At 57.3% G+C, this 21,186-nt stretch carries 14 protein-coding genes; all 14 read left to right on the top strand.

Annotated elements, in window-relative coordinates; genetic code table 11:
- Positions 1–6: 6 nt before the first annotated feature.
- The 14 genes from FYK55_RS05165 (at position 7) to FYK55_RS05100 (ending at position 20,915) form a co-directional block, all read left to right on the top strand.
- A complete protein-coding gene (locus tag FYK55_RS05165) occupies positions 7–1,866 on the top strand; it encodes a hypothetical protein (RefSeq protein WP_150075282.1) in 1,860 nt (619 codons plus the stop codon).
- A gap of 93 nt (positions 1,867–1,959) precedes the next feature.
- Entirely contained in the window at positions 1,960–3,273 is a 1,314-nt protein-coding gene (locus FYK55_RS05160; RefSeq protein ID WP_161604316.1) for a nucleotide sugar dehydrogenase, read from the top strand.
- 65 nt (positions 3,274–3,338) lie between these two features.
- Positions 3,339–4,433 (top strand): glycosyltransferase, encoded by a 1,095-nt coding sequence (locus tag FYK55_RS05155; protein ID WP_150075280.1) that lies wholly within the window; start codon positions 3,339–3,341, stop codon positions 4,431–4,433.
- On the top strand, positions 4,430–5,734 hold the full coding sequence (locus tag FYK55_RS05150; RefSeq protein ID WP_150075279.1) for a phenylacetate--CoA ligase family protein: 1,305 nt from the start codon (positions 4,430–4,432) through the stop codon (positions 5,732–5,734). The genes FYK55_RS05155 and FYK55_RS05150 overlap by 4 nt, the downstream gene beginning before the upstream one ends.
- Positions 5,735–6,394: 660 nt before the next feature.
- Positions 6,395–7,471, top strand: coding sequence for a glycosyltransferase family 2 protein (locus FYK55_RS05145; RefSeq protein ID WP_161604315.1), 1,077 nt, complete (start codon positions 6,395–6,397; stop codon positions 7,469–7,471).
- Positions 7,472–7,473: 2 nt separating this feature from the next.
- Entirely contained in the window at positions 7,474–8,631 is a 1,158-nt protein-coding gene (locus FYK55_RS05140; RefSeq protein ID WP_235908440.1) for a glycosyltransferase family 2 protein, read from the top strand.
- Between the two features lie 326 nt (positions 8,632–8,957).
- Positions 8,958–9,620, top strand: coding sequence for a class I SAM-dependent methyltransferase (locus tag FYK55_RS05135; protein WP_161604313.1), 663 nt, complete (start codon positions 8,958–8,960; stop codon positions 9,618–9,620).
- A 5-nt stretch (positions 9,621–9,625) separates the two neighbouring features.
- Positions 9,626–10,633, top strand: coding sequence for a polysaccharide deacetylase family protein (locus tag FYK55_RS05130; RefSeq protein WP_150075275.1), 1,008 nt, complete (start codon positions 9,626–9,628; stop codon positions 10,631–10,633).
- An 80-nt stretch (positions 10,634–10,713) separates the two neighbouring features.
- Positions 10,714–14,058 carry a carbamoyltransferase N-terminal domain-containing protein gene (locus tag FYK55_RS05125; protein WP_235908428.1) on the top strand — a complete coding sequence of 1,115 codons (3,345 nt, stop codon included), beginning with the start codon at positions 10,714–10,716 and terminating at the stop codon, positions 14,056–14,058.
- Positions 14,059–14,247: 189 nt separating this feature from the next.
- Positions 14,248–15,738 (top strand): phenylacetate--CoA ligase family protein, encoded by a 1,491-nt coding sequence (locus tag FYK55_RS05120; RefSeq protein ID WP_150075274.1) that lies wholly within the window; start codon positions 14,248–14,250, stop codon positions 15,736–15,738.
- 48 nt (positions 15,739–15,786) lie between these two features.
- Complete coding sequence (locus FYK55_RS05115; RefSeq protein ID WP_150075273.1) at positions 15,787–16,986, top strand: aminotransferase class V-fold PLP-dependent enzyme; 1,200 nt, start codon at positions 15,787–15,789, stop codon at positions 16,984–16,986.
- Complete coding sequence (locus FYK55_RS05110) at positions 16,986–18,272, top strand: glycosyltransferase (protein WP_150075272.1); 1,287 nt, start codon at positions 16,986–16,988, stop codon at positions 18,270–18,272. The genes FYK55_RS05115 and FYK55_RS05110 overlap by 1 nt, the downstream gene beginning before the upstream one ends.
- Positions 18,273–18,312: 40 nt before the next feature.
- Positions 18,313–19,704, top strand: a complete 1,392-nt coding sequence (locus FYK55_RS05105) for a hypothetical protein (protein ID WP_150075271.1) — start codon at positions 18,313–18,315, stop codon at positions 19,702–19,704.
- A complete protein-coding gene (locus tag FYK55_RS05100; protein WP_150075270.1) occupies positions 19,701–20,915 on the top strand; it encodes a glycosyltransferase family 4 protein in 1,215 nt (404 codons plus the stop codon). Before FYK55_RS05105 ends, FYK55_RS05100 begins: the two co-directional genes overlap by 4 nt.
- Positions 20,916–21,186: the final 271 nt, after the last annotated feature.

Below are 21,186 nucleotides of genomic sequence, written 5' to 3'. Positions count from 1 at the left end.
AGAACCATGATCAAAATTTTTGCTTTAACAGGGGTCGGGGTTGCTGCAGTTTTGATGCTGTGGCAGTTCGAACCCTATAAGCCACAGGATCAACCGAATTCTGCAACAGGTAATGCGCCGGCACACAGCTCCACGATTCCTATCACGCTACCCAATGGCGAGCAATGGAGTGGACTTACGGACCCGCCCAGAGACACGGTGTTTAGCTCCGACCACCCCCGTATTCTGGTGACGAATGAGTCGCTTTTCGCGCTGCGGGAGAAGCTGAGGGATCCGCTATACGCCGCTGATGTTGCAACTGTCCGATCTAGTAACAACGCCACGGACAAGGCGTTCTGTTATCTCGTCTGGGGCGACCAAACGAAGGGCAGAGAGGCGGTGGAGGCTTTGCTGGGCTGGAGAATCGGTATGTGGCCAGGCATGGAAGATCGCGCAAATCAGCTACAGTCTATTTTGATGTACGACTGGCTATATGGACTGATGTCCATCCAAGAACGCGAGCAGGCTCAGAAAGTAATTCTGGATCAGTTGGATCAGGGCCTTGATTCAGCGCAGTATTACTGGTCAACAGAGTGGGGGTATCTTGGTTCGTGGAAAGTGGTTGCGGCGCTGGCACTGGACAACGACTGGGCAATCGCGAAGCGCAAGGATCTACTCGACCAGGATTACGGACGGTTCAAGGTTTATAACGGTGCTTTGGATGTGCTGACAACATTGGCGGTGAATAGTGGAGGAAGCTGGCACGCTGGAAATCACGCTGCCATGTATACAGGCTATGAAAGCATGTACGCAGCCCTTGGTGGTCCCATCGTGCTTCGCGCTTGGGAAACAGCGACGGGCGAGTCACTCTTTGACCGCACAACTTTTTTCGAGCTTCTGCCCTACGACATAGCGAAATCCCGACTTTGGATCCAGCCAGGACCGGGAAGATACGGGAAAATGGCGTTGGAATACTGTACGGGGACGAATGGCAAAGAGTCAGCAGCACTGGCCCAGTGGCTGTTGGAAGAATTTGGAAGGCTAGATGGCACCAATGGGCTGATACCGAGACTGTTGCTGGGCGACCTGCGTGTCGCTCCCTTATCACCGAGTGAACTGAAACTGGAATTGCATGGGTATCAGGCGGGTGCAAATTGCGTGTTCGTGAGGACATCATGGGAACGGTCCTCCACAAACTTCCTTTTCTTTGCTCGCCACTGGGACCGTGGGCGATACGAACAAGATTCATCGCAACTGGTGATCTCTAAAGGAGGTAATCCAGTGCTCCCGCTTTCGACTCAGTATAAGTCGGTTGCTGCGACGGCGTATACCCAGCTTCGCGTTTGGGATCCGCTTGAACCACGCTCCAAGAATCAAGGTTCTTCGTACTGGGGTGATAAGTACGGTGGTGCGATGCCGTCGCAACCGAATAATAAGCGTGCCTACTCGGCCGCGGATGTGGTCGACCCAGACAAGCCGTGGCATCGACCGGAGACGCTCACGCATTATTCCGAGGAAAATGGCGTGGTTACCGCCACGACTCGTTTTGAAAAGTTGCTGGGCGTGATCACGCCTCTGGCTGAACGAACCGTCGTGATCGATCCGCATCAGGAGACTGTACGTATAAACGACCGTGTCGAGCTGGCGCGAGGACTCGATACAGAAAGCAACTTTGGTCTGCACGAAAAGCCAAAAATCGAAGCCAATGTGATTGAGAACTCGAGAGTTCGCATCACCGTGCTGAGTCCCTACCGCGAAATCGTCTGGGATCCAAGCGAGCGTGAGGACGACCGTCGCGGGACGCAGTGGACTATCGGTACAGTGAAGATTCGTCCGGAGGTGGTCGACGGAAAGGTCGACGCGGAAATGCTTGTGGAGGTGAAGTGAGTGGCGAGTGGCGATTTTGAAAGGCAGCGAAATTGTTTGTGTTTCGCGTCTCGCCGCGTTTTGGTTGTTTTTAGTTTTTGGAGCTGAATGAGGATGCGTATTGCGGTAGTGGGAATGGGCTACGTCGGCTGCGTCACAGCGACGTGTTTGGCTCGTGATGGCAATCAGGTGATCGGAGTTGATATTGATCCGCGGAAGGTGGATTCAATCAACGCAGGCATCTCCCCGGTCTTCGAGCCGGGGCTGGAGGATCTACTTCGATCTCAGGTCGATGCAGGTCGGCTGCGGGGGACGACGGATATCGCAGAAGCGGTCGCAGAATCCGAACTCGCTTTGGTCGCGGTCGGGACGCCATCGGCCGATGATGGCAGTGTGAATTATCAGACGGTGCTCCGGGTAATCGAACAGCTCGGTCGCTGCCTGCAGGCTTCGGTAAATCCTTACACCATCGTCGTCCGTTCGACCCTTCTCCCCGGCGTGTTGGAAGACGTGCTGCAACCGGCACTGGAAGAAGCGACGGGGGCTGCGGTCGGCGAACGGATTCAGCTCTGCAACAATCCCGAATTTCTCCGGGAGACGACGGCGATTCGCGATTATGACCAGCCTCCGTTTGTGCTGGTCGGGGCGAACTCGGACGCGGCCGCTGCGACGGCGATGGGGCTGTACAGTGATCTCGACTGCCAAAAGATCGTCACCTCGACGCGGGCCGCGGCGATGGTGAAGTACACCAGCAACGCTTATCATGCGTTAAAGATCTCCTTTGCCAACGAAATCGGGGCACTGGCCAAGGCATTTGGTACCGATGGCCAGGAAGTGATGCGAATTGTCTGTGAAGACACACAACTAAATGTTTCCAAAGCGTACCTTCGCCCGGGATTCGCTTTCGGTGGTTCCTGTCTTCCCAAAGACGTGCGGGCACTCGTCCGACACGCAGAGCAACAAGGTCAACGCTGTGAAGTGATGCAAGGAATCCTGGCGTCAAACCAGACGCACCTACAGCGGGCGCTGAAGCTGGTGCGGGAAAATGGCGCCCGTCGAATAGGCCTGGTGGGGCTCAGCTTCAAGGCCGGTACCGACGACCTGCGGGAGAGTCCCCAGGTGATCCTTGCGCAGACACTGCTTGGCGAGGGCTACGAGTTGCTTATTTTCGACCCCGATGTGCGTGTCACGGCGCTCGTAGGCGCGAATCGTCACTACATCGACGAGCAACTTCCACACCTAGCCAGACTGCTTTGCGACGACGCGCAGCAGATGCTCGACGAATCGGAGTTGCTGATCGTAGCGACTGGAGCGGTCGAACGGTTCGGCGATTTGGACCGGTTTCAGGGCCAGGTGATTGATTTGCGGCGAGATTTGGTCGCCGGGGAAGAAAGCTTGCCGAAAAGCGATTTCGTACCGACGCACTGATACCGGGCAGGCGGATATTTTGGAACTCTGTGCTCGCTGTACGTCAAGCCCTTCACTAAGCTCTCATGACCGAATCATTAGTGACCGAAGCAGAAACCAGACCTGTGACCTCGGCGGAATCGAAAAGCACTGCACAGCGGCGGATCGTTTATATCTCGTGGGCGGAGTCTTGTAGCCGAAGCGATCATACGGCACGGGAGCTGGGGGGGAAGTCGTACATGGTGTATCTCGGTTGGCTCGGCAGCCATCCAGCGACCGTACCCTTCAAGTATGCCGGGCAGTTCCTGATGACGTTGTGGATCTTGCTCCGCGAGCGTCCGCGGGCGGTGTTCGTGATGTCGCCACCGCTGTTCGCTGCCCTTCCGGCAGTGCTGTGGAAATGGATCTCGGGCGCTTCCTTTGCGCTCGACTGTCACACCGGAGCTTATAAAAATCCACGGTGGCGGAAGTTCCAATGGCTTCAGCACTGGCTAGGACGCCAAGCCGCAACCAACCTAGTTACGAACGAACATTTGGCGGAACTTGTCGAATCCAATGGCGGGCACGCAACAATCGTCCGCGATGTACCGGTTATCTTTGACCAGCAAATCGACATGCAGCTACCAAAATCGTTCAATGTCGCGGTCGTTTGTTCATTCAACTACGATGAGCCTGTTCAGGAAATGTTCGAAGCGGCTGCACTTGTTAAAGACATACGCTTCTTTGTAACCGGCAACCCTGCAAAGCTTCGCAGTCATGCGAATGTTTCATACCCTGCCAACGTTGCCTTGACCGGATATCTATCGGATACGGAATATGGCGCGCTACTAAAGCAGGCGGATGCGGTCATGACCCTCACTACTCAAGACCACACGATGCTACGTGGAGCATGGGAAGCAATTTATCAGTCTACCCCGGTCATTGTTTCCGATTGGCGCTGCCTGAGGGAAGCATTTCCTAAGGGAGCAATCTTCACTCGGAATTCCGCGGCGGAGATCTCTGACGCCGTTCGCCGGTGTCAGGATGCGCAATCGCGACTCATGCAGGAGGCTCAGCATGCATGTGGCGAACGCACTTTACGCTGGGATCGCGTACGTCATGAGCTCCTCCAGCGCGTTGGTCTTGAAGTCTCCGTCGAGGAGGGTGCGCCGCTCGTCACCAGCTCGGAACTTCGCTTGTGATAAATTTTCATCAAGCAATCTTCCGTGCGGGCGTCGCCATTCGCAATCGCCAAATTCCTTCACATCGTGCTTTTTTGCTCGAGAGCCAATGGTGGAGTTTGGAAAAATTGCGAGAATGGCAGGAGTCGCTTCTGCGGGAAATTGTTCAGAACGCGTATGAGCACAGCGTATTTTATAGGGTTAAATTTGATGATTCCGGCCTGGAACCACAGCAAATTAAGACGCTTGATGATCTGGCAAGCCTTCCTATTCTTGAAAAGAATGAAATTCTTAGTGAGCGAGACAGGTTGCAGATTAGGGATGGTGGAGAAAGGCTTTTTTATTCCGAGACATCAGGGAGTACTGGAAATCCGCTTGTCTTCTACCGTAACGCAGATTGGGATGCTTGGCACAATGCGTCAGTGATGCGTGGGTATGAATGGCATGGTGTCCGTCCATGGGAGCGCAATGGATATCTATGGGGATTCAATTTTTCTCCATCGCAGCGGCTTAAAACGCGGGCACTCGATGCGCTTCAGAACCGTTTTCGAATGTTCTCGTATGATGACGACGAAATCGCATCATTTGCCGGTAAGCTGAGGCATGCAGTTTATCTTGGCGGCTATTCGTCGATGATTTACGAAATCGCAAAGGCGATTAATAGAAACCCGCGTATCGAGCCACTGACCAATTTAAAACTTATTCGGGGCACGTCTGAGAAAATCTTCGAAAGGTATCAGCAGGAGGCAGTTCAGGCGTTTGGGAGAAGAATTGTGAGTGAGTACGGCGCTGCCGAGTCGGGAATCATTGCCTTCGAATGTCCAGAAGGCTCGATGCACGTGAACATGGAAACCTGCATTGTGGAGGTAGAGAACGGCGAGATTCTGGTCACGAACCTGGTGTCTCGTTCGTTTCCGATCATTCGTTACCGACTTGGCGATTCGATTGTGCTTGACCGCGAAATGAAGTGTGCCTGCGGCCGCGCACATCCCGTGATTCGCGAGGTTACAGGCCGGATCGGAAAGCGCATTGTCGGTAAGAGCCGTTCCTTTCCCAGTCTAACGCTTTACTACGTTTTCAAGAATCTAGCGCGAAAGCATGATCTAGTTTTGAACTATCAGGGAGTGCAGGAGCAAGCAGGTGTACTTCGACTCGACATCGAAGAGAAGGTCTCGTCCGAAACAAGAGTTTTGTTGTTGGGGGAATGCGAGGCTTACTATGGAAAAGATGTCGATGTAGAGATTCGCGAAAGCTGCAATTTGCGGTCCCAAGGTCGCAAAAAGAGAGATTTTGTGTCGTCGATTGATGACGGCGTTTCTTGATTTCGCGATCGGCTGACAGAAGCGATAGAATGTGATGCCTTGTGAATTCATTTCCGACGAGACTGGTGGGGACCGGTTGTTCGAAATAATGTCGTAAAGTCGCTGACCAACGGTGATCACGTTATCGCTTCACAGATTATGGGTGGCGATCCGGCATTATAATCGGCTCAATGATAAGACGGCCGACGCTCGCCGCTAGCGAATCACGCCGTGGCAACAGGTACGCCCGGATGTTTTCCTGGCGGCTGGAACGAGCAAAATGCTTGATTTAAGAACGGTATTTGCAACAACAACGAAATCACTAAATGGACAGCGTCGCTTTTCACCGAAAGTTGCTTGTTTTTAACCCGAAGGGTGAGTGAGGGGTTTTGCTGCAAGTCGTTTCCTTGTTTACCCGTCGGGTTCGGATTAGCCCAGAGTTGCGCTGTCCAGCTTAGCAGGTTCGCAGAAATCCATTCGGTGTTTCGATTTGGAATCTAAACAGTTTTTGTTACACCAAGACGCGAGTTGCCGTTTCGTAAATGATTAAGAAGCAATAACGTGGGACCGCGGACTGCCGTCTCACTCACTCACTTTCCCTTCTCTAGTTTGACAACCCTTTTCATCCTCTCTGCGGTGGCGTTTTGCTTTCCGCATCTGATTTATCCGCCGCTGCTGTATTTGCTGTCGCGGCTGAGGTGTCCGCTGCGCACTGGTGTGGCCGTGCCTTCGGTGACGCTGGTGATCAGCGCGTTCAATGAAGCGGGGGTGATCCGCGAAAAGCTTGAGAATGCGATGGCGCTGGATTATCCGCGTGACCAATTGGAGGTGATGGTTATCTCCGATGCTTCCGATGACGGTACGGACGAGATTGTCCTGGAGTACGCCGACCGGAACGTCCGCCTCTGTCGTCAAGAACAGCGTTTGGGCAAGTCAGCGGGACTGACGCGGTTCTGCCCCACTGCCAGTGGTCAGGTGCTGGTTTTCACCGATGCGAATTCGATGTTCCGGCCCGACGCGCTGCGGATGCTTGTACGCCACTTTGACAATCCTGAGGTCGGGTACACCGTCGGCAGCCAGCAGTATGACCACGTCGACCAAGGTGCCTCTGCCGATTCGGAGAACGTCTACTGGAGCCTGGAACTGAAGCTGAAGGCGTGGGAAAGCCGGCTCGGCAGCGTCGTCGGCGCCGACGGTGCGATTTATGCACTGCGTAAGGAATTGTTCGAGCCGCTTGCCCCCGAGGACATCAACGACTTTCTGATTCCGCTGAAGGTTGTGGTAAAGGGCTTCCGGGGCATTTTTGACCCGGAAGCAATCTGTTTCGAAGACGCCGCGCCCGATTTTGGCGGCGAGTTCCGTCGCAAGTACCGGATCGTCAACCGCAGCCTGCGGGCAGTGACGAAAGTGCCCCAGGCATTCAATCCATTCCGCGTCGGGTGGTTCGCCTTTGAGCTTATAGGCCACAAGGTGCTGCGGTGGCTCAGCCCCGTCTTCTTAGCACTGATGCTGGTCAGCTCAGCTGTCGCGGCGATGCAGGAAACGACAGGGAGTAGCAATTCCCACCTGTTCTCGTTGATCTTGCTGTTGCAATTGGCCGGCTATGGGGTGGCAGCGCTGTACTGGTTCCCGCCTTGTCGCACCATTCGCCTGATCTACATCGCTTACTATGTGTTGCTGGTCAACGCCGCCGCTGCGGTAGGACTTGGGCTACTGGCATCGGGCCGCACTATCGGAACTTGGAAGCCCCAGCGTTGATCGTGGAGTTCATTTTCTGGATCGCTTTTGCTCTGTTGGTCTACACGTACGCGATCTATCCGGCGGTTGCCGTGATCATTGGTGCCGGACGTGTCGAGCAGGCGTCTGACGAGTTGCCCGCGGTCAGTGTACTGGTGCCGGCGCACAACGAGGCTGGCGTGATCGCGGCGAAAGTCGAGAATTTTCGCTCCCTGGACTACCCCAGCGACTTGATCGAGCTGGTGATCGCTGATGACGGCAGCACCGACGGCACCGCCGATCTTGTCCGAAGCTTGGAGGACGAGCGTGTTCATCTGGTCGACCTGGGCACGCGCGCGGGCAAAGCATCGGCGATGAACCGACTTGTCGGTTCGGCTAAGCACCCGCTGATATTGTTTTCCGATGCCAACGTGATGTTCGCTTCCAGCGCCGTGCGGCGGTTGGTCGACCACCTGGCGATGGACGCTGTCGGAGCAGTCACCGGCGAGGTGCGGCTGGTCGACAGCGGTCAAGAGTTTGGCGCTGGCGAACAGCTTTACTACTGGTTCGAACGTCGCATCCAGGGCGCCGAGTCACGACTAGCCAGCGTGATGGGCGTAGACGGTGGCATGTACATCGTTCGTCGTGAACTGATTCCCTCGCTGCCAGCCAACACCATCCTCGACGACTTCGCCGTCTCGATGCATGTGATGCGATCCCGTCGCCGCGTCGTCTATGAGAGCGCTGCCAAGGCGACTGAAAGCGGCACGCCGTCGGCAAGACAGGAATTCTCGCGTCGGGTACGGATCGCAGCGGGCGCCGTGCAGTTGCTCAAACGCGGCATGGTGCCACGCTGGAACCAACCCGTCCTCTGGCTACAGTTCCTGTCGCACAAGCTACTCAGGTGGGGATCGCCCTTGCTGTTCGCCGCGTTATTACTTAGTAACGCGGCATTGCTGAACGACGCCCCAGTGTACCAGGTGCTCTTTATCGCGCAGTTGCTGGTTGGCGTCGTGATGCTAGCCGCCTGGAAGCTAGCACCGCTTCGGCAGACAGCAGTCGGTGCGGTGATGTTTTATTTCGGCATCAGTCAGGTCGCCATGGGCTTGGGGCTGATGCGTGGCATGCTCGACCGCCAAACGGCGACATGGGAACGCGGTGAACGGGCACTCAGCCGAACCAGTGATCCGGTGCGTCAGTGAAGGAGTACAGGTCCCACGCCACCGATTTCGGACCGTCGTCGCTCAGCGGATTTGCACGCGCCTCTGGGGTTCATGCGGCGCGGATACCGACGATCCCCACCTCTATCTGCCGCAGACACTCACTCAGGGTTTTCCCTGTCGTGACGGCGCGTAAGAACCGGACGCTCACGCGTGGCGGCTGATGCGGTTAACCCGAATGGTTTGTAATCACTAACTGCTCTGTGTTTCGGGGCGAGCCGGAATATCGGTTGTTGCGACATTGCTTTTCTCGTCAGCCGTCAAGTGAGACGAGGCGAGGCGAGCATCTGGAGTCGTGCGCGAGTCGGTTGACTGGAGCGTTGGATCCGGGGTTTTGGAGTGCGATCGCTGACGCCACGGTGGTGGATTTTGGCTGTGGGTATGGAGAAGGCACGATCGAGCTAGCGCGTCGGGGTGCCGGTCGTGTGATCGGCATCGATATTCGTCCCGAGGTACTCGTTCCGGCCCGCGAGCGGGCGTCGCGGGCCGGTGTGGCAGACCGCTGTGAATTCACCGCGCATGCTCCTTCTCGTTTGGCGGACTACGTTGTGTCGATTGACGCTTTCGAGCACTTCAGCGAGCCCGCGGCGGTGCTGAAAACCATGGCGAATACGCTCGTTCCTGGCGGGCGAGTGATCGCATCCTTTGGTCCAACCTGGTATCACCCTCGCGGCGGACATTTGTTCTCGGTGTTTCCTTGGGCGCACCTGTTGTTTTCGGAAGCTGCACTGTGCCGCTGGCGACGTGACTTCCGCAGCGACGGCGCGATGCGATTTGCGGAGGTCGAAGGCGGGTTGAACCGAATGACGATCCGACGTTTTGAACGACTTGTCGCGGAGAGCCCTTTGACGCTGGAGCGATTGCACCTGCGCCCGATCCGCGCCGCCAGGTTTCTGCATGGACGCTGGAGCCGGGAGTTTCTAACTTCTGTGGTCGACTGTGTTTTGGTGAAACGAGCAACGAGCTACTAGCAACAATGAAACGGCTGATCGTTACCGTCGACACCGAAGAGGAAGGTCTCTGGGGAGGCAATTATCGAGTCACAGGAAACACGACGGACAATTTGCGAGGATTACCGCGGTTCCAGGCGGTTTGTGAACGGCTCGGCGTACCACCGACGTATTTGATCGATGCGCCGGTGACAGCCGACCAAGAGGCGATGCGGGACTTACGTCGGTGGCAGGAGGCGGGAACGTGCGAGGTGGGGGCGCATTGTCATCCTTGGTGCAATCCTCCACTGCCGGATTGTCCTCCCACATCCGCCGAAACCTATCTATGTAACCTTCCGGTAGAAGTGCAGCATCAGAAGCTGAGTTGGTTGACCGATCGCATTGCGTCGGAGATGGGGCGAACACCGACGTCGTATCGCGCCGGGCGCTACGGTTTTAACGACAGTAGCGCCGCGGTGCTCGCCGAACTCGGGTACCAAGTCGACTCCAGCGTGCTGCCGATGTACGAGTACCTAGCTGAGGGCGGGCCGGATTTCCGTTACTGCCGACGTGACCCGTATCGGATCCATACCGGATCCACGGCAAGTGGGATAATCGAGATACCCGTGACTGCCGGTTTTAGCCGTCCAGATTATGATCGCCGTCGCAAGCTTTGGATCGGCCTTCGGGCAGGACCTTTGCGGCGGTTACGCGTTGCCGGGGTGGCCGACCGACTCGGTTTCGCGCGGCGAGTGAAGTTGACGCCCGAGGGCACGCGGATCGCAAACGTTAGGGCGCTAATCGACGCTTGCGTTACCGATGGTTTGAATTGTCTTGTCCTGATGCTGCACAGCAGTTCCTTGCGAGCCGGCTTATCGCCATACACGGCGACCGAAGAAGACCTCGAGCTGTTTTATCAGCGGTTGAACCAAATGATCACGCACGCGGTCACCGAACACGGCATCGCTCCTGCGACGTTAACGGCGGTTGCTGGGGAACTGGCTAAGGATGGACAGCTGAATGACGCCGCAAGAGCGTTGGCAGGAGCTGGCTGACAGAATCGATAATCGACTACGGCTACGACTCGGAACTGGTTACTGATGAACGGTTGCTAACGGATTCAAGGAAAACGACGATGTTTTTGTTACAACAGACCACCCACCGCATGTTGCTTCAGCACGACGCGGATGTCGGTCATCGATTCGTCCCCAATCTGCGGGCCCGATTGCCCAATGAGCGGGGCGGCTATTTTGTCGTCACCAACGGCCAAGGCTTTCGCTCTGATTTCGAGTTTCAGGACGCTCATGGTGGTCGGCCGCGGATTTTGATGTTTGGCGATTCCTATACCGCCGGTGACAACGTCAGTAATCAGGATCGCTACTCTGACCGGCTGGCGGTCCATAGTGGCGCAGAGGTTTATAACTATGGCGTTTCCGGAACGGGTACGGATCAACACCTATTGATCGCCCGCAAATTTGCATCGGATGTCCAGGCTGACCTGGCGGTGATCTGCGTTTACATCGACAGTTTCCACCGCATCCAAGTCTCGCACCGCCCGGCGATCGATCGCGTGACCGGAAATCGCATTCTTGTTCCCAAACCTTTTTTCGAACTGGACGAAGGCAGTCTGGTTCTTCGCCAAGTCCCGGTTCCGTTGGAGCGGCCGTCGGAGGATACCGAGGGGACGGTCAAAGCGGGAAAGCGAGACGACGCGCTGTGGGAAACACTTCACGATGTTTACCAGCGTGTGCCCGGATTACAGAAGCTTCGCGAATCGGAGCGGGTGTCCGATTCTGTCTCGCGTCTGCTTACCGAGTTTCGCCGGGTTCGTGGCCGACACCCTTACCCGGACATTCTCTCGGACGACACGCCCGGCTGGAAACTGATGTGTGCGATCCTGAAACAATTTGTTCAGGATCTGCATCCGCTGCCGGTGGTCATCTTTCCAATTCCCACGCGAGACTTTTACGAAATCGGCATGAAGCCGGTGTACCAGCCGCTATTTGAGACGCTGGATGATCCGGCAAACAATGTGCATGTCGGTGACGTTTCCAACGCGCTGGTTTCCCTGCCCTACGAGACACGAACTCGGTTGACGCACAAGGTCGGCGGTCACTTCACGCCGGAAGCGAATGAGATCGTTGCCGAACAAATGCACCGCTTCCTGCAGTCCCGCCGGTTGCTTCCCCGGGCCGCGGATCGCAACGGTGCCAAACCACGTGTGAACAGTAACTCCGCGGTGCGATCCGCCGGGCCAAGCGATCGCTACGTGCTAGGCATTTCCGCGCTCTACCACAACTCGGCGGCCGCTTTGATACGCGATGGAAAAGTCGTAGCGGCGGCCGAGGAAGAGCGTTTCACGCGGGTCAAGAATGATCGACGGTACCCTGCGAATGCGATCAACTATTGCCTGGAGGAAGCAGGTATCAATCAGGATTCTCTTTCCGCGGTCGCGTTTTATGACGACTCCGCACTGACATTTGAGCGTTTGGTGCATTCGGTGATGGCGGTGGATCGAGAGTCGGCGAGCCGCATGTGGGATACGATCGTTCCCGAATGGGTATGCCATAAGCTGCAATTCCCTCGGATGTTGCGTGAGCACCTGCAGTATCAGGGCAAGCTACTACAGGGAGTTCATCACCGTTCGCACGCCGCAAGCTGTTTTTATCCGTCGCCATTTGAGTCAGCCGCCATTCTAACCGTCGATGGAGTGGGAGAATGGGCTACGGCGACGATTGGCCGGGGGCAGGGAAGCGACGTAGAGATCCTGAAGGAGATGCGCTTCCCGGATTCTCTCGGGCTACTCTATTCCGCGTTCACCTACTTCACCGGATTCAAGGTGAACTCGGGCGAGTACAAAATGATGGGGCTCGCCCCTTACGGCCGGCCCGTCTATGCCCAGAAGATTCTGGACAACGTCGTGCATGTCAATCCAGACGGCTCGATCGAGTTGAATATGGAGTACTTTTCGTTCTTAAAGGATACCAAGACAACGTCCGAAAAGTTTGACGAGTTGTTTGGCGGTCCGCGGCGGGCGCCAGAAAGTCGCATCACAAGGCGTGAGATCGACATTGCCAGTTCTATTCAGGCGGTCACCGAGGAGATCATTCTGAAGATGGCCCGACATGCTCAAGAGCTGACCGGTGAACGCAATCTCTGTTTGGCTGGTGGTGTGGCGTTAAACTGTGTGGCCAACGGAAGGTTGCTTCGTGAAGGCATCTTTGATGATCTGTGGATTCAGCCTGCGGCAGGCGACTCCGGTTGCGCGCTGGGAGTCGCGCTGGACGCTTGGCACACTTATTTTGGCGAGCCCCGAGAAGCGGATGTGGCGGGATCTCAGCAGTCGGGTTCCTATCTTGGGCCGGCCTTTTCCGATGACGAGATCCGGGCATTCTTGGACACGCACGGCTATCCCTATCGGCACATGGACGATGCTGACCGTCAACAATTTCTATCGGAACAGATCGTTGATGGAAAGGTGATCGGACACTTTGCGGATCGACTCGAGTTCGGTCCGCGTTCACTGGGGGCTCGCTCCATTGTCGGGGACGCCAGAAACACCGAGATGCAGGTGAACCTGAACCTGCGGATCAAATACCGTGAATCGTTCCGGCCCTTCGCGCCAGCCGTGCTCCGCGATCGCGTGTCGGATTATTTTGAATTGGACCGTGACAGTCCCTACATGTTGATCGTCGCTCCCGTGAAAGCAGAGCGGCGTTTGCCGTTCGATCATTCGCTGTTGGCGAACAGCGAAGACCTTTTGCCGATCGTACGAGAGCCCCGGTCCGACCTGCCCGCGATCACTCACGTGGATTATTCGGCACGCGTGCAGACGATCCGCCCTGAGCACCATGCGACGTTTTATAAGCTTGTCAAACAATTCGAAAAGATCACCGATTGCGGTGTCGTGGTGAACACATCATTCAATGTCCGTGGAGAACCGATTGTTTGTACACCGTTTGACGCCTATCGTTGCTTCATGCGTACGGAGATGGACGTGCTGGCGCTGGGGAATTGCATCCTGGTCAAACAGGATCAACCGGAGTGGCCAGAGCCACGCGGTGAGGGGTTGGAAAACGAAGACGTCGAAGCGAACGTGCGCCGGCGCGAGGCGGGGTCGGCAGAGTTGAAGCTTAAACGAGTCTTTGAGCAGTCGTTTTGGCCCATCGCAGAGCAATTGAGCCGCGAGGGAAAGACACTGATCCGGGCGGCATCCACGGGGGAAGGACGGGCGACGACTTGGGTCCCGGTAGCCGAGCCAGAAGACTGGGCGGACATTTTTGAGGTGAGTGATGCTGTACAGGCAGACTCGCCTGATCCTGTTGCCTTTGCGGATGCGGTCCTGAGCCGCTGGCAGGGAAAAGAGGCCGCGCAGGAGTTGGCTTCTGCCGTTCGTGACGCGATAGCTGTCGGGCTGAAGCATCGTAGTTCTGCTGAGGAAACGGAGCACCTCTCGGAGTCGGTTTACGTCATGTTCTGACTTCACCAATCTCCAGCAAACCGATATAGCAAGCTCGTCCTTTTCTTCAACACCCTCCTGGCTCAGAAGGGTCGAGCCCCGCGACCAATCATGAGAGCCGGGGCGCGAAGGGAGCCAAACTCTTAGTATTGAAACTTGTTGGACGAGCACTCAAATGCCTGACGACATCTTGCAAAGGGGGATGATGGCATGAATTTAGGTTGGTTGATGCAAGAGTGCGTATTGCCGTTGATGCTCCTGCCGACCCGAAGCCAGGCTATGAAGCATGCGCGTCGCATCCGCCAGTGCCAGCGGATGCCTCTGGAGAAGCTCCGCGGATTACAACTTAACCGACTCCGCGAGTTGGTTGAATTGGCAGCGGCGGAATCTCCTTTTTACAGCGATCTGTTCCGTGCCAATGGCTTTGATGCCGAGATGCTCGGTTCGCTTGATGACTTGCAGCGGGTTCCGGTTACTACGAAGGACGACGTCGAGGCCAATTTCCCAGACGGCATGGTGATCGCCTCCCGCAGAAGCGATGACTGGCAGTACGTGGGGACGCGCGGGACGACGCGCCGCGTGATGGTTGTCCACGATTTTCAGCGCAGAGACTTTCAACGCGCAGCCATCATGGTGGCGCTCACCGAGGACAGTCCTTATCGCTACGGGGCCGGTCAGTTCTCCATTCCTCCCGATGCCTGCAGCGTTCATTGCGGATTGGAAGGCAATCGTGCAGACTCGGTTTCTGGGCATCTGTGGGCGATCGCCTCGGGGCGGATAAAGCGGGACCGGGCGGCAATCAGCGATCTTCGCGGGTTGGTGATGGAGAAATGGATCCAGCCGACGACGATCTGGCCTCCGCTGTCCCTCGACGAAGGTGACCTACCGCTTGCCGAATGCGTGGCGGCTTTGCGGCAGGCGAAACCAACACAGTTGACGGCGCTGCCGGAGTACCTCAAGGCACTTGCCGATTATCTCGATCGAAGCGGAGAAGATCCTCCACACATTCCCGTTGTCCGGCCGATGGGCGCCAATCTTCCGGCTTCGTGGAAACCTGCCATCGCCGACGCGTTTCGTGGCAGTGTTCGGGAGCATTACGGCAGTCGCGAGATGGGGCCGATGGCGTTCGACTGTGGCCAAGCGAACGGGCTGCACGTGATGATGGACCAACATCTGATCGAAGTCGTCCGTGACGGGGCCACCGTTGGTGAGGGAGAACTCGGACGCGTCTTGGTAACGGACCTCAATAATTTTGCGATGCCGCTTATTCGCTACGACATCGGCGACCTGGCACGTATCACATACGCTCCCTGTGCCTGCGGGAGGACCTCTCCGCGACTATTGCTCGAAGGAAGAGTGCAGGACGCGTTCGTGCTCTCGGGCGGTCGCGTGCTGACGGCCGAGGATGTATCCAATCATTTCGCCGAACTTCCCGAGATCCGCGACTTCGAGCTGACCGAGATGCGTGGAAACAAGTGGGCGCTTCGCGTTGTGCCCCAACCTTTGGCGAAATTGGACCTACAGCAAATCGGTGACCGCTTCGTCACCTGGTCTGGGGAGTCGCGGCGGATCAATGTGAGATCTTCTACCGCCATTCGCCCCGAGTCTTCCGGTAAGTACCGTCACTGTAAGAGCCTATCGTTTGGAAAACTTTTGGCGGAGCAAGAACCTATCCCAGTGGCAGCGGACCGGGCCGTATGAGCGGAGGTTATCGAAGACGGGAACAATGCAATCCAGGAGTTGAGGCGAATGGCGATCGATAGCGATACCGTGCGCGAGGCATTTCCGGTGCTGAAACGCAGGGTCAATGGACGGTCGGTTGTCTATCTTGACTCGGCTGCGACCTATCTGAAACCAAAGCCCGTGATTGATGCCGTTCTCGGCTGTTATCAAGAATTGGCGTGTACGGTCGGGCGTGGCGTGCACCAGATGGCCGAGGAGTCTTCGCAGCGGTACGAGGAAGCGAGGACCACCATCGCGAGCTTCGTCAACGCCGATCCCGACGAAGTCATCTTCGTCAAGAATGCCACCGAAGCTCTGAACCTGGTGGCGAAGAGCCTTGCTCGCGATGCCGTCGTGCTCGGTTCCATCGGCGAGCACCACAGCAATCTGCTGCCCTGGAGTGAAAACGCCTCCTTTCATCCGGTCGGATTGCAGGATGACGGCACGATCGATCTTTCAGCGTTTGAAGCGGCGTTGCTGCGCCGCAGGCCAGCGCTCGTCGCTGTCAGCTCGATTGGCAATGCCTTTGGCGTGATCCATCCGATCGAGCAGATCATTGGCTTGGCTCATGCAGCCGGAAGTGAAGTGCTTTTGGACGTCAACCAGTCCATCGCGCACGCGCCGTTGGATGTCCGTGCCATGGACTGCGACTACCTATGCTTCTCCGGACACAAGCTCGGCGGCCCCACGGGTGTTGGCGTCTTGTACGCCAAGGGTGATCGGCTTTCCCGTCTGCGACCGTCACTGCTCGGCGGAGGGGTCGTTGAGTCCGTCGGCATGAACGGACACGTTTTGGCCGATGTTCCGATGCGGCTGGAAGCTGGAACGCCCGCGTTTGAAGCGGTCATCGGTCTGGCAGCTGCGTGCGACTACTTCGACGAGCTGGGAATGGAGGCGGTCAATTACTGGGAAGGTAAACTGCTAGGTGAAATGATCGAGCTGCTGTCATCGGTGCCACGGGTGGCCATTATGGGTCCCGAAGGACTCGCCCAGCGTGGTGCGATCGTGCCATTTCACGTCGACGGACTGGAGGCACATGCCGTTGCCAGGATGCTGTCGAATCGCGCCGGCATTTGTGTGCGAAGCGGATTTCATTGTGCACAGCCGGCCCATGAATCTCTCAGCTGGCGACCGACGGTGCGGGCGAGCCTGGGAGTCTATAACACCAGCGCCGAGCTGGAGGCGTTGGCGGACGCGCTCCGGCTAATCACCGCAAACTTGCGCTGATGCCAGATCAGGCCCTTCCCCGATTGTTGAGCGTCTGCATGACGCTGCCGACCTCGGCGAAGCCGCAGCAAGGCTTGTTTGTCTATCGCCGGCTGGAAGCGATTTCTCGCACGCTTCCGGTTCGGGCACTCTGTCCGGTGCCGTGGTTTCCCGGACTCAAGGGCGGCTCGATCCCATCTGCTCCCGCTGATGCCCGCATGCCAATCGACTGTCGCCGGATGTTTTACCTTCCGGGAATCGCCAAGTCACTCGATGGCCGATGGATGCAGCGCTGTATCCGGCGTTGGGTCCAAGAAATGGATCCCAAACCGGAGCGGACGGTGCTTGATGCGCACTTTGGCTATCCCGAAGGCGTCGCCGTTCACCGCGTCGCCCGTCGTTTGGGAGTTCCCTTTCTGATCACGCTCCGTGGCGTCGAGGAGGAGTGGCTGCAGAAGCCGCGGGTACGGGACCAGATGCTTTCAGCGTTGGAGGACGCCTCGGCGGTGATCGCCGTCAGCGAATCGCTGCGTCAGGCCGCGGCGCGGGCGGGCGCGGATCCGGAGCGGATTCGGGTCATCGCCAATGGCTGTGACACGTCAATGTTTGGACCCGGTGATCGGAAACAAGCGAGACTCCAGCTTGGGATTGAGGACTGCGTGCCGTTGCTGGTGACGGTTGCGACACTGAAACACGTCAAGGGACACGACCGTTTGGTCGAACCGCTGCGGCGTCTAAGTGAACACCTCGACTTTCGCTGGATTTGCATCGGCGACACCGACGATAGCGGGTTTACGAAGGGTCTTCGGGACCAAATCGCAGCTGCCGGGATCAGCGACCGGGTCCTGTTCACGGGCCCTCTTCCGCCACATCAGGTAAGCAATTACCTTCGCGCGGCGGATCTTTTTCTGTTGGCAAGCCGCAGGGAAGGAAGCTGCAATGCGATTTTGGAAGCAATGAGCTGCGGGACGCCCGTCGTGGCGACACCGGTCGGCGACAATCGGGAACTGGAAAGCCGGTTCGACGGCATCCGTGTCGCCGACGCGGATGTTCCGGAGTCGTTTTTCAAAGAGCTCATGGCATGCCTGATAAACGATCCGAAACCAGCATTTGACGCGGCGGATCCGCGCATGCCGTCTGTTGCAGCACTTCCGCAGGACATTTGTCCCTCAGTCACAACCAATGCGACGGAGTTTCAGCGCTGCTCTTCCGTGTCAAATTCTTCGTCCAAGAACCGCACATTTCAACCGAGGTCTTGGCAAGACGTCGGCGCCGCTTGTATCGGCGTCATTCGGGAGGTGATGTGACTTGTGTCTTAACTAGAAAGCAAAGCATATCAACGGCGCGATGAAAGCCTCTAGCAAAATCTTGGCGTCCGCTTCGGCTGTGGTTGCGGCGGCGATGATGTTTGGGTCTTGGGCGCCGCTTGAGTTTCGTTCCGCACGATTTGCGGATGTGCTTTCGGCCTTTCTCGACCCGGCCGCATCGGGGCACTTGTCACGTTCCGACACGGTCGCCAATACGGTCCTTGGAATTCCTCTTGCTTTTACGTTCACGGGATTCCTGGCCACGCTTCGTGCTTCGCTGGCTTGGCGGTGCCTTGCCAGCGTTCTTGCCCTACTCACGACAGCGGTGATCAGCCTCGCCTGCGAAATCCCGCAGGGCTGGTTGGTCGACCGTGTTCCCTCGATTGCCGACACGCGAGCGCAGTTGGGAGGGGCTGTGGTCGGTATCGCCGCTTGGTGGATTGTTGGACCCGCCTGTGCCGGCGAATTAGACAGAATGGTGTTAGGAACGCATCGGTGGGGGCGAGTGAAGGCGGCGCTGGGGATCGCTGCGGGCACCGTATTCGTGTGGTCCATTCTCCCAGGAAAGATCCTCGTTTCGCCGGCCGACTACGCGCGAAAGTGGACGCGAGGGCAAATCGAACCGATTCCATTCAGCCGCCCCATCCGTGATCTTGGCGAGGCCGCGTTCCAGTGGGGCTGGACCATTCTTCTGGGATTGCCACTCGGTCTCTGGGCATACTCGATGTTGCGAGTTCCTTCGCCGGAGCAAGGCTGTCGCCGGAGCGGCTCTGCAGGCAGCCCGAGCGGGCCGACCGTTCTGCTCTGGCTCGTGGGGCTGGGGATCCTTCCAGAATTGCTTCAAATACCGGTGGCCCGCCGGTTCGCCTCCGCCACCGACGCCCTCTTCATGATCCTGGGAACCGCGGCGGGTTACGCCGTCGCGGGCCTTGCGTGGGAGCATCGTGGAGAGGCGTCAACGCAACACTCCTCCCTGGCCTGGCGTGCGCGCGATCCGTCGCTGTGGTTTGTGTTGGCTGCGGCTTATCTTCTATTCTTGTGCGCGCTCTCATGGATCCCATTCGAATTCGTGACGGATCCGCAGGAAGTGAAGCGAACGCTGCGGGAGGTTGCCGCCCGTCCCTTCGGAGACTACCGCGGTTCCAATCTGAAACTGTTCTTCAATACGCTGAGAACAGCGTTGCTCGGGACCGGTTGGGGAACATTGCTGGGCGTTGGCATTGGATTGCTGCACGCGTCAAACCTGAGGCGGTGGATGATGTCAGCGGCGGGTTGCGCTTCGGTCGGCTTCGCGTTCGGCATTGAATTGGGGCAACTTTTGGAGGCATCGCATAGCGGCGGTGCGCTCGGTGCCCTTTCGCGATTGCTCGGGATGTGGACCGGCTTGACGGTCGCGTGGTTGATCGTGCGGCCTGGACCGACGCCGCAATGAAAATTCTATTCATGCAAAAGCGATTGCTTTTGCCGGCCAACACGGGAGGCAAAATCCGTACGCTGAATGTGGTGCGGCATCTGGCTCGCTGGCACGACGTCACCTACGTCAGCAATGTCCTGGAGGAGGAGCAACCGTATCTTAACTCGATGCGCGGGTTGGGATTGCGTCTGGAGTCGATTCCGTGGCGTGAAGCGTCGCGGAAGAGTCTTCGCTTCGCCATGTTGGCGACGCGCAATCTGGCTTCACGTTACCCGCTGAATGTTGATAAAGACTATGACCCGCGTCTCCGGCGCCGGGCTGAAGAACTCTTGAAATCAGAACCGTTTGATTTGCTGGTATGCGACTTTGTGCAGATGGCTCGCAATGCCATCGACCTGCCAATCCCTTCGGTCTTGTTCCAGCACAATGTTGAGGCGGAAGTGTTCCTGCGGCAAGCCCAGCGGCGTCGAGGGCCGATGCGGTGGTATTTGGGGCATCAGGCGGCCAAGATGCGGCGATTCGAACGCGATGCTGGCGCCGCCTTTTCACGGGTGATCGCCGTCAGCGAGCGCGATCGACAGCTGTTCGAGTCGGATTACGGGTGGAAGCATGTTTCGGTCATCGACACCGCCGTTGACACAGAGTATTTCCTGCCCACGCCCGAGACGCACAGCAAACCCAACCATGTCGTCTTCGTAGGATCGATGGATTGGGCACCTAATGTTGAGGGCGTGCAGCACTTCGCGCGGAAGATCTGGCCGCTGGTTCGGGCCCGGATTCCTGAAGCCAGCTTTACCATCGTGGGACGCAATCCGCCGCCATCAATCCGTCGGCTGCAGGGACGCCTTGGCGTGAGTGTGACCGGGAGCGTCAATGACACGCGGCCTTACCTGACTCGGGCGAGCGTCGGTGTGGTTCCGATCTACGCGGGCGGCGGTACGCGGCTGAAGATTTTCGAAATGATTGCGATGGGACGAGCGGTCGTCAGTACTTCACTCGGTGCGGAGGGTTTGGGTCTCCGAGATGGAGAGCAGATCCTGCTTTGTGACAACGACGAAGCATTCGCCAAGGGCGTGATTGACCTACTGCAAGATGATCAACGTCGTCAAACACTCGCCGAGCATGCATTGCAGGTCATCGGTGCCAGGCATACGGCTGAGAAAGTTGCCGGGCAGTTCAACGCCATTTGTGAAGACGTGATCGGCTCGGCTGGTTCGGGTCATCGGTAGCGGATTCTGAGAGTAGCGGAACTCAATGCAAGTTTCGCGGCATAACTGTAGCGCATTGCGATTTAAACGACTTCCGCTACAGATTGAGAGCAGTTCGCATCGTTTGCAGTGAGCTCCAACAACCTTGCTTTGCCAGCTAACGCTCCCGCGTGGTGAACCCTGAATAGGCCACAGCGCTCCGCCGGGGTGAGCCATCATTGGACCAGTAAGAGCACATCGCATTTGGCCGGCCAACGTCTCGATCGACTAAAACCGGCACGCATGTTTCGTC

Source organism: Roseiconus nitratireducens, from assembly GCF_008629675.1.
GTDB classification, from domain to species: Bacteria; Planctomycetota; Planctomycetia; order Pirellulales; family Pirellulaceae; genus Stieleria; species Stieleria nitratireducens.
This window is presented reverse-complemented; position numbering and strand designations above follow the sequence as displayed.

Bases quoted from the DNA above. Each gene is read 5' to 3' on its own strand.
- FYK55_RS05165 (WP_150075282.1), top strand. From the start codon at position 7: ATGATCAAAATTTTTGCTTTAACAGGGGTCGGGGTTGCTGCAGTTTTG.
- FYK55_RS05160 (WP_161604316.1), top strand. From the start codon at position 1,960: ATGCGTATTGCGGTAGTGGGAATGGGCTACGTCGGCTGCGTCACAGCG.
- FYK55_RS05155 (WP_150075280.1), top strand. From the start codon at position 3,339: ATGACCGAATCATTAGTGACCGAAGCAGAAACCAGACCTGTGACCTCG.
- FYK55_RS05130 (WP_150075275.1), top strand. From the start codon at position 9,626: ATGAAACGGCTGATCGTTACCGTCGACACCGAAGAGGAAGGTCTCTGG.
- FYK55_RS05125 (WP_235908428.1), top strand. From the start codon at position 10,714: ATGTTTTTGTTACAACAGACCACCCACCGCATGTTGCTTCAGCACGAC.
- FYK55_RS05120 (WP_150075274.1), top strand. From the start codon at position 14,248: ATGAATTTAGGTTGGTTGATGCAAGAGTGCGTATTGCCGTTGATGCTC.
- FYK55_RS05115 (WP_150075273.1), top strand. From the start codon at position 15,787: ATGGCGATCGATAGCGATACCGTGCGCGAGGCATTTCCGGTGCTGAAA.
- FYK55_RS05110 (WP_150075272.1), top strand. From the start codon at position 16,986: ATGCCAGATCAGGCCCTTCCCCGATTGTTGAGCGTCTGCATGACGCTG.
- FYK55_RS05105 (WP_150075271.1), top strand. From the start codon at position 18,313: ATGAAAGCCTCTAGCAAAATCTTGGCGTCCGCTTCGGCTGTGGTTGCG.
- FYK55_RS05100 (WP_150075270.1), top strand. From the start codon at position 19,701: ATGAAAATTCTATTCATGCAAAAGCGATTGCTTTTGCCGGCCAACACG.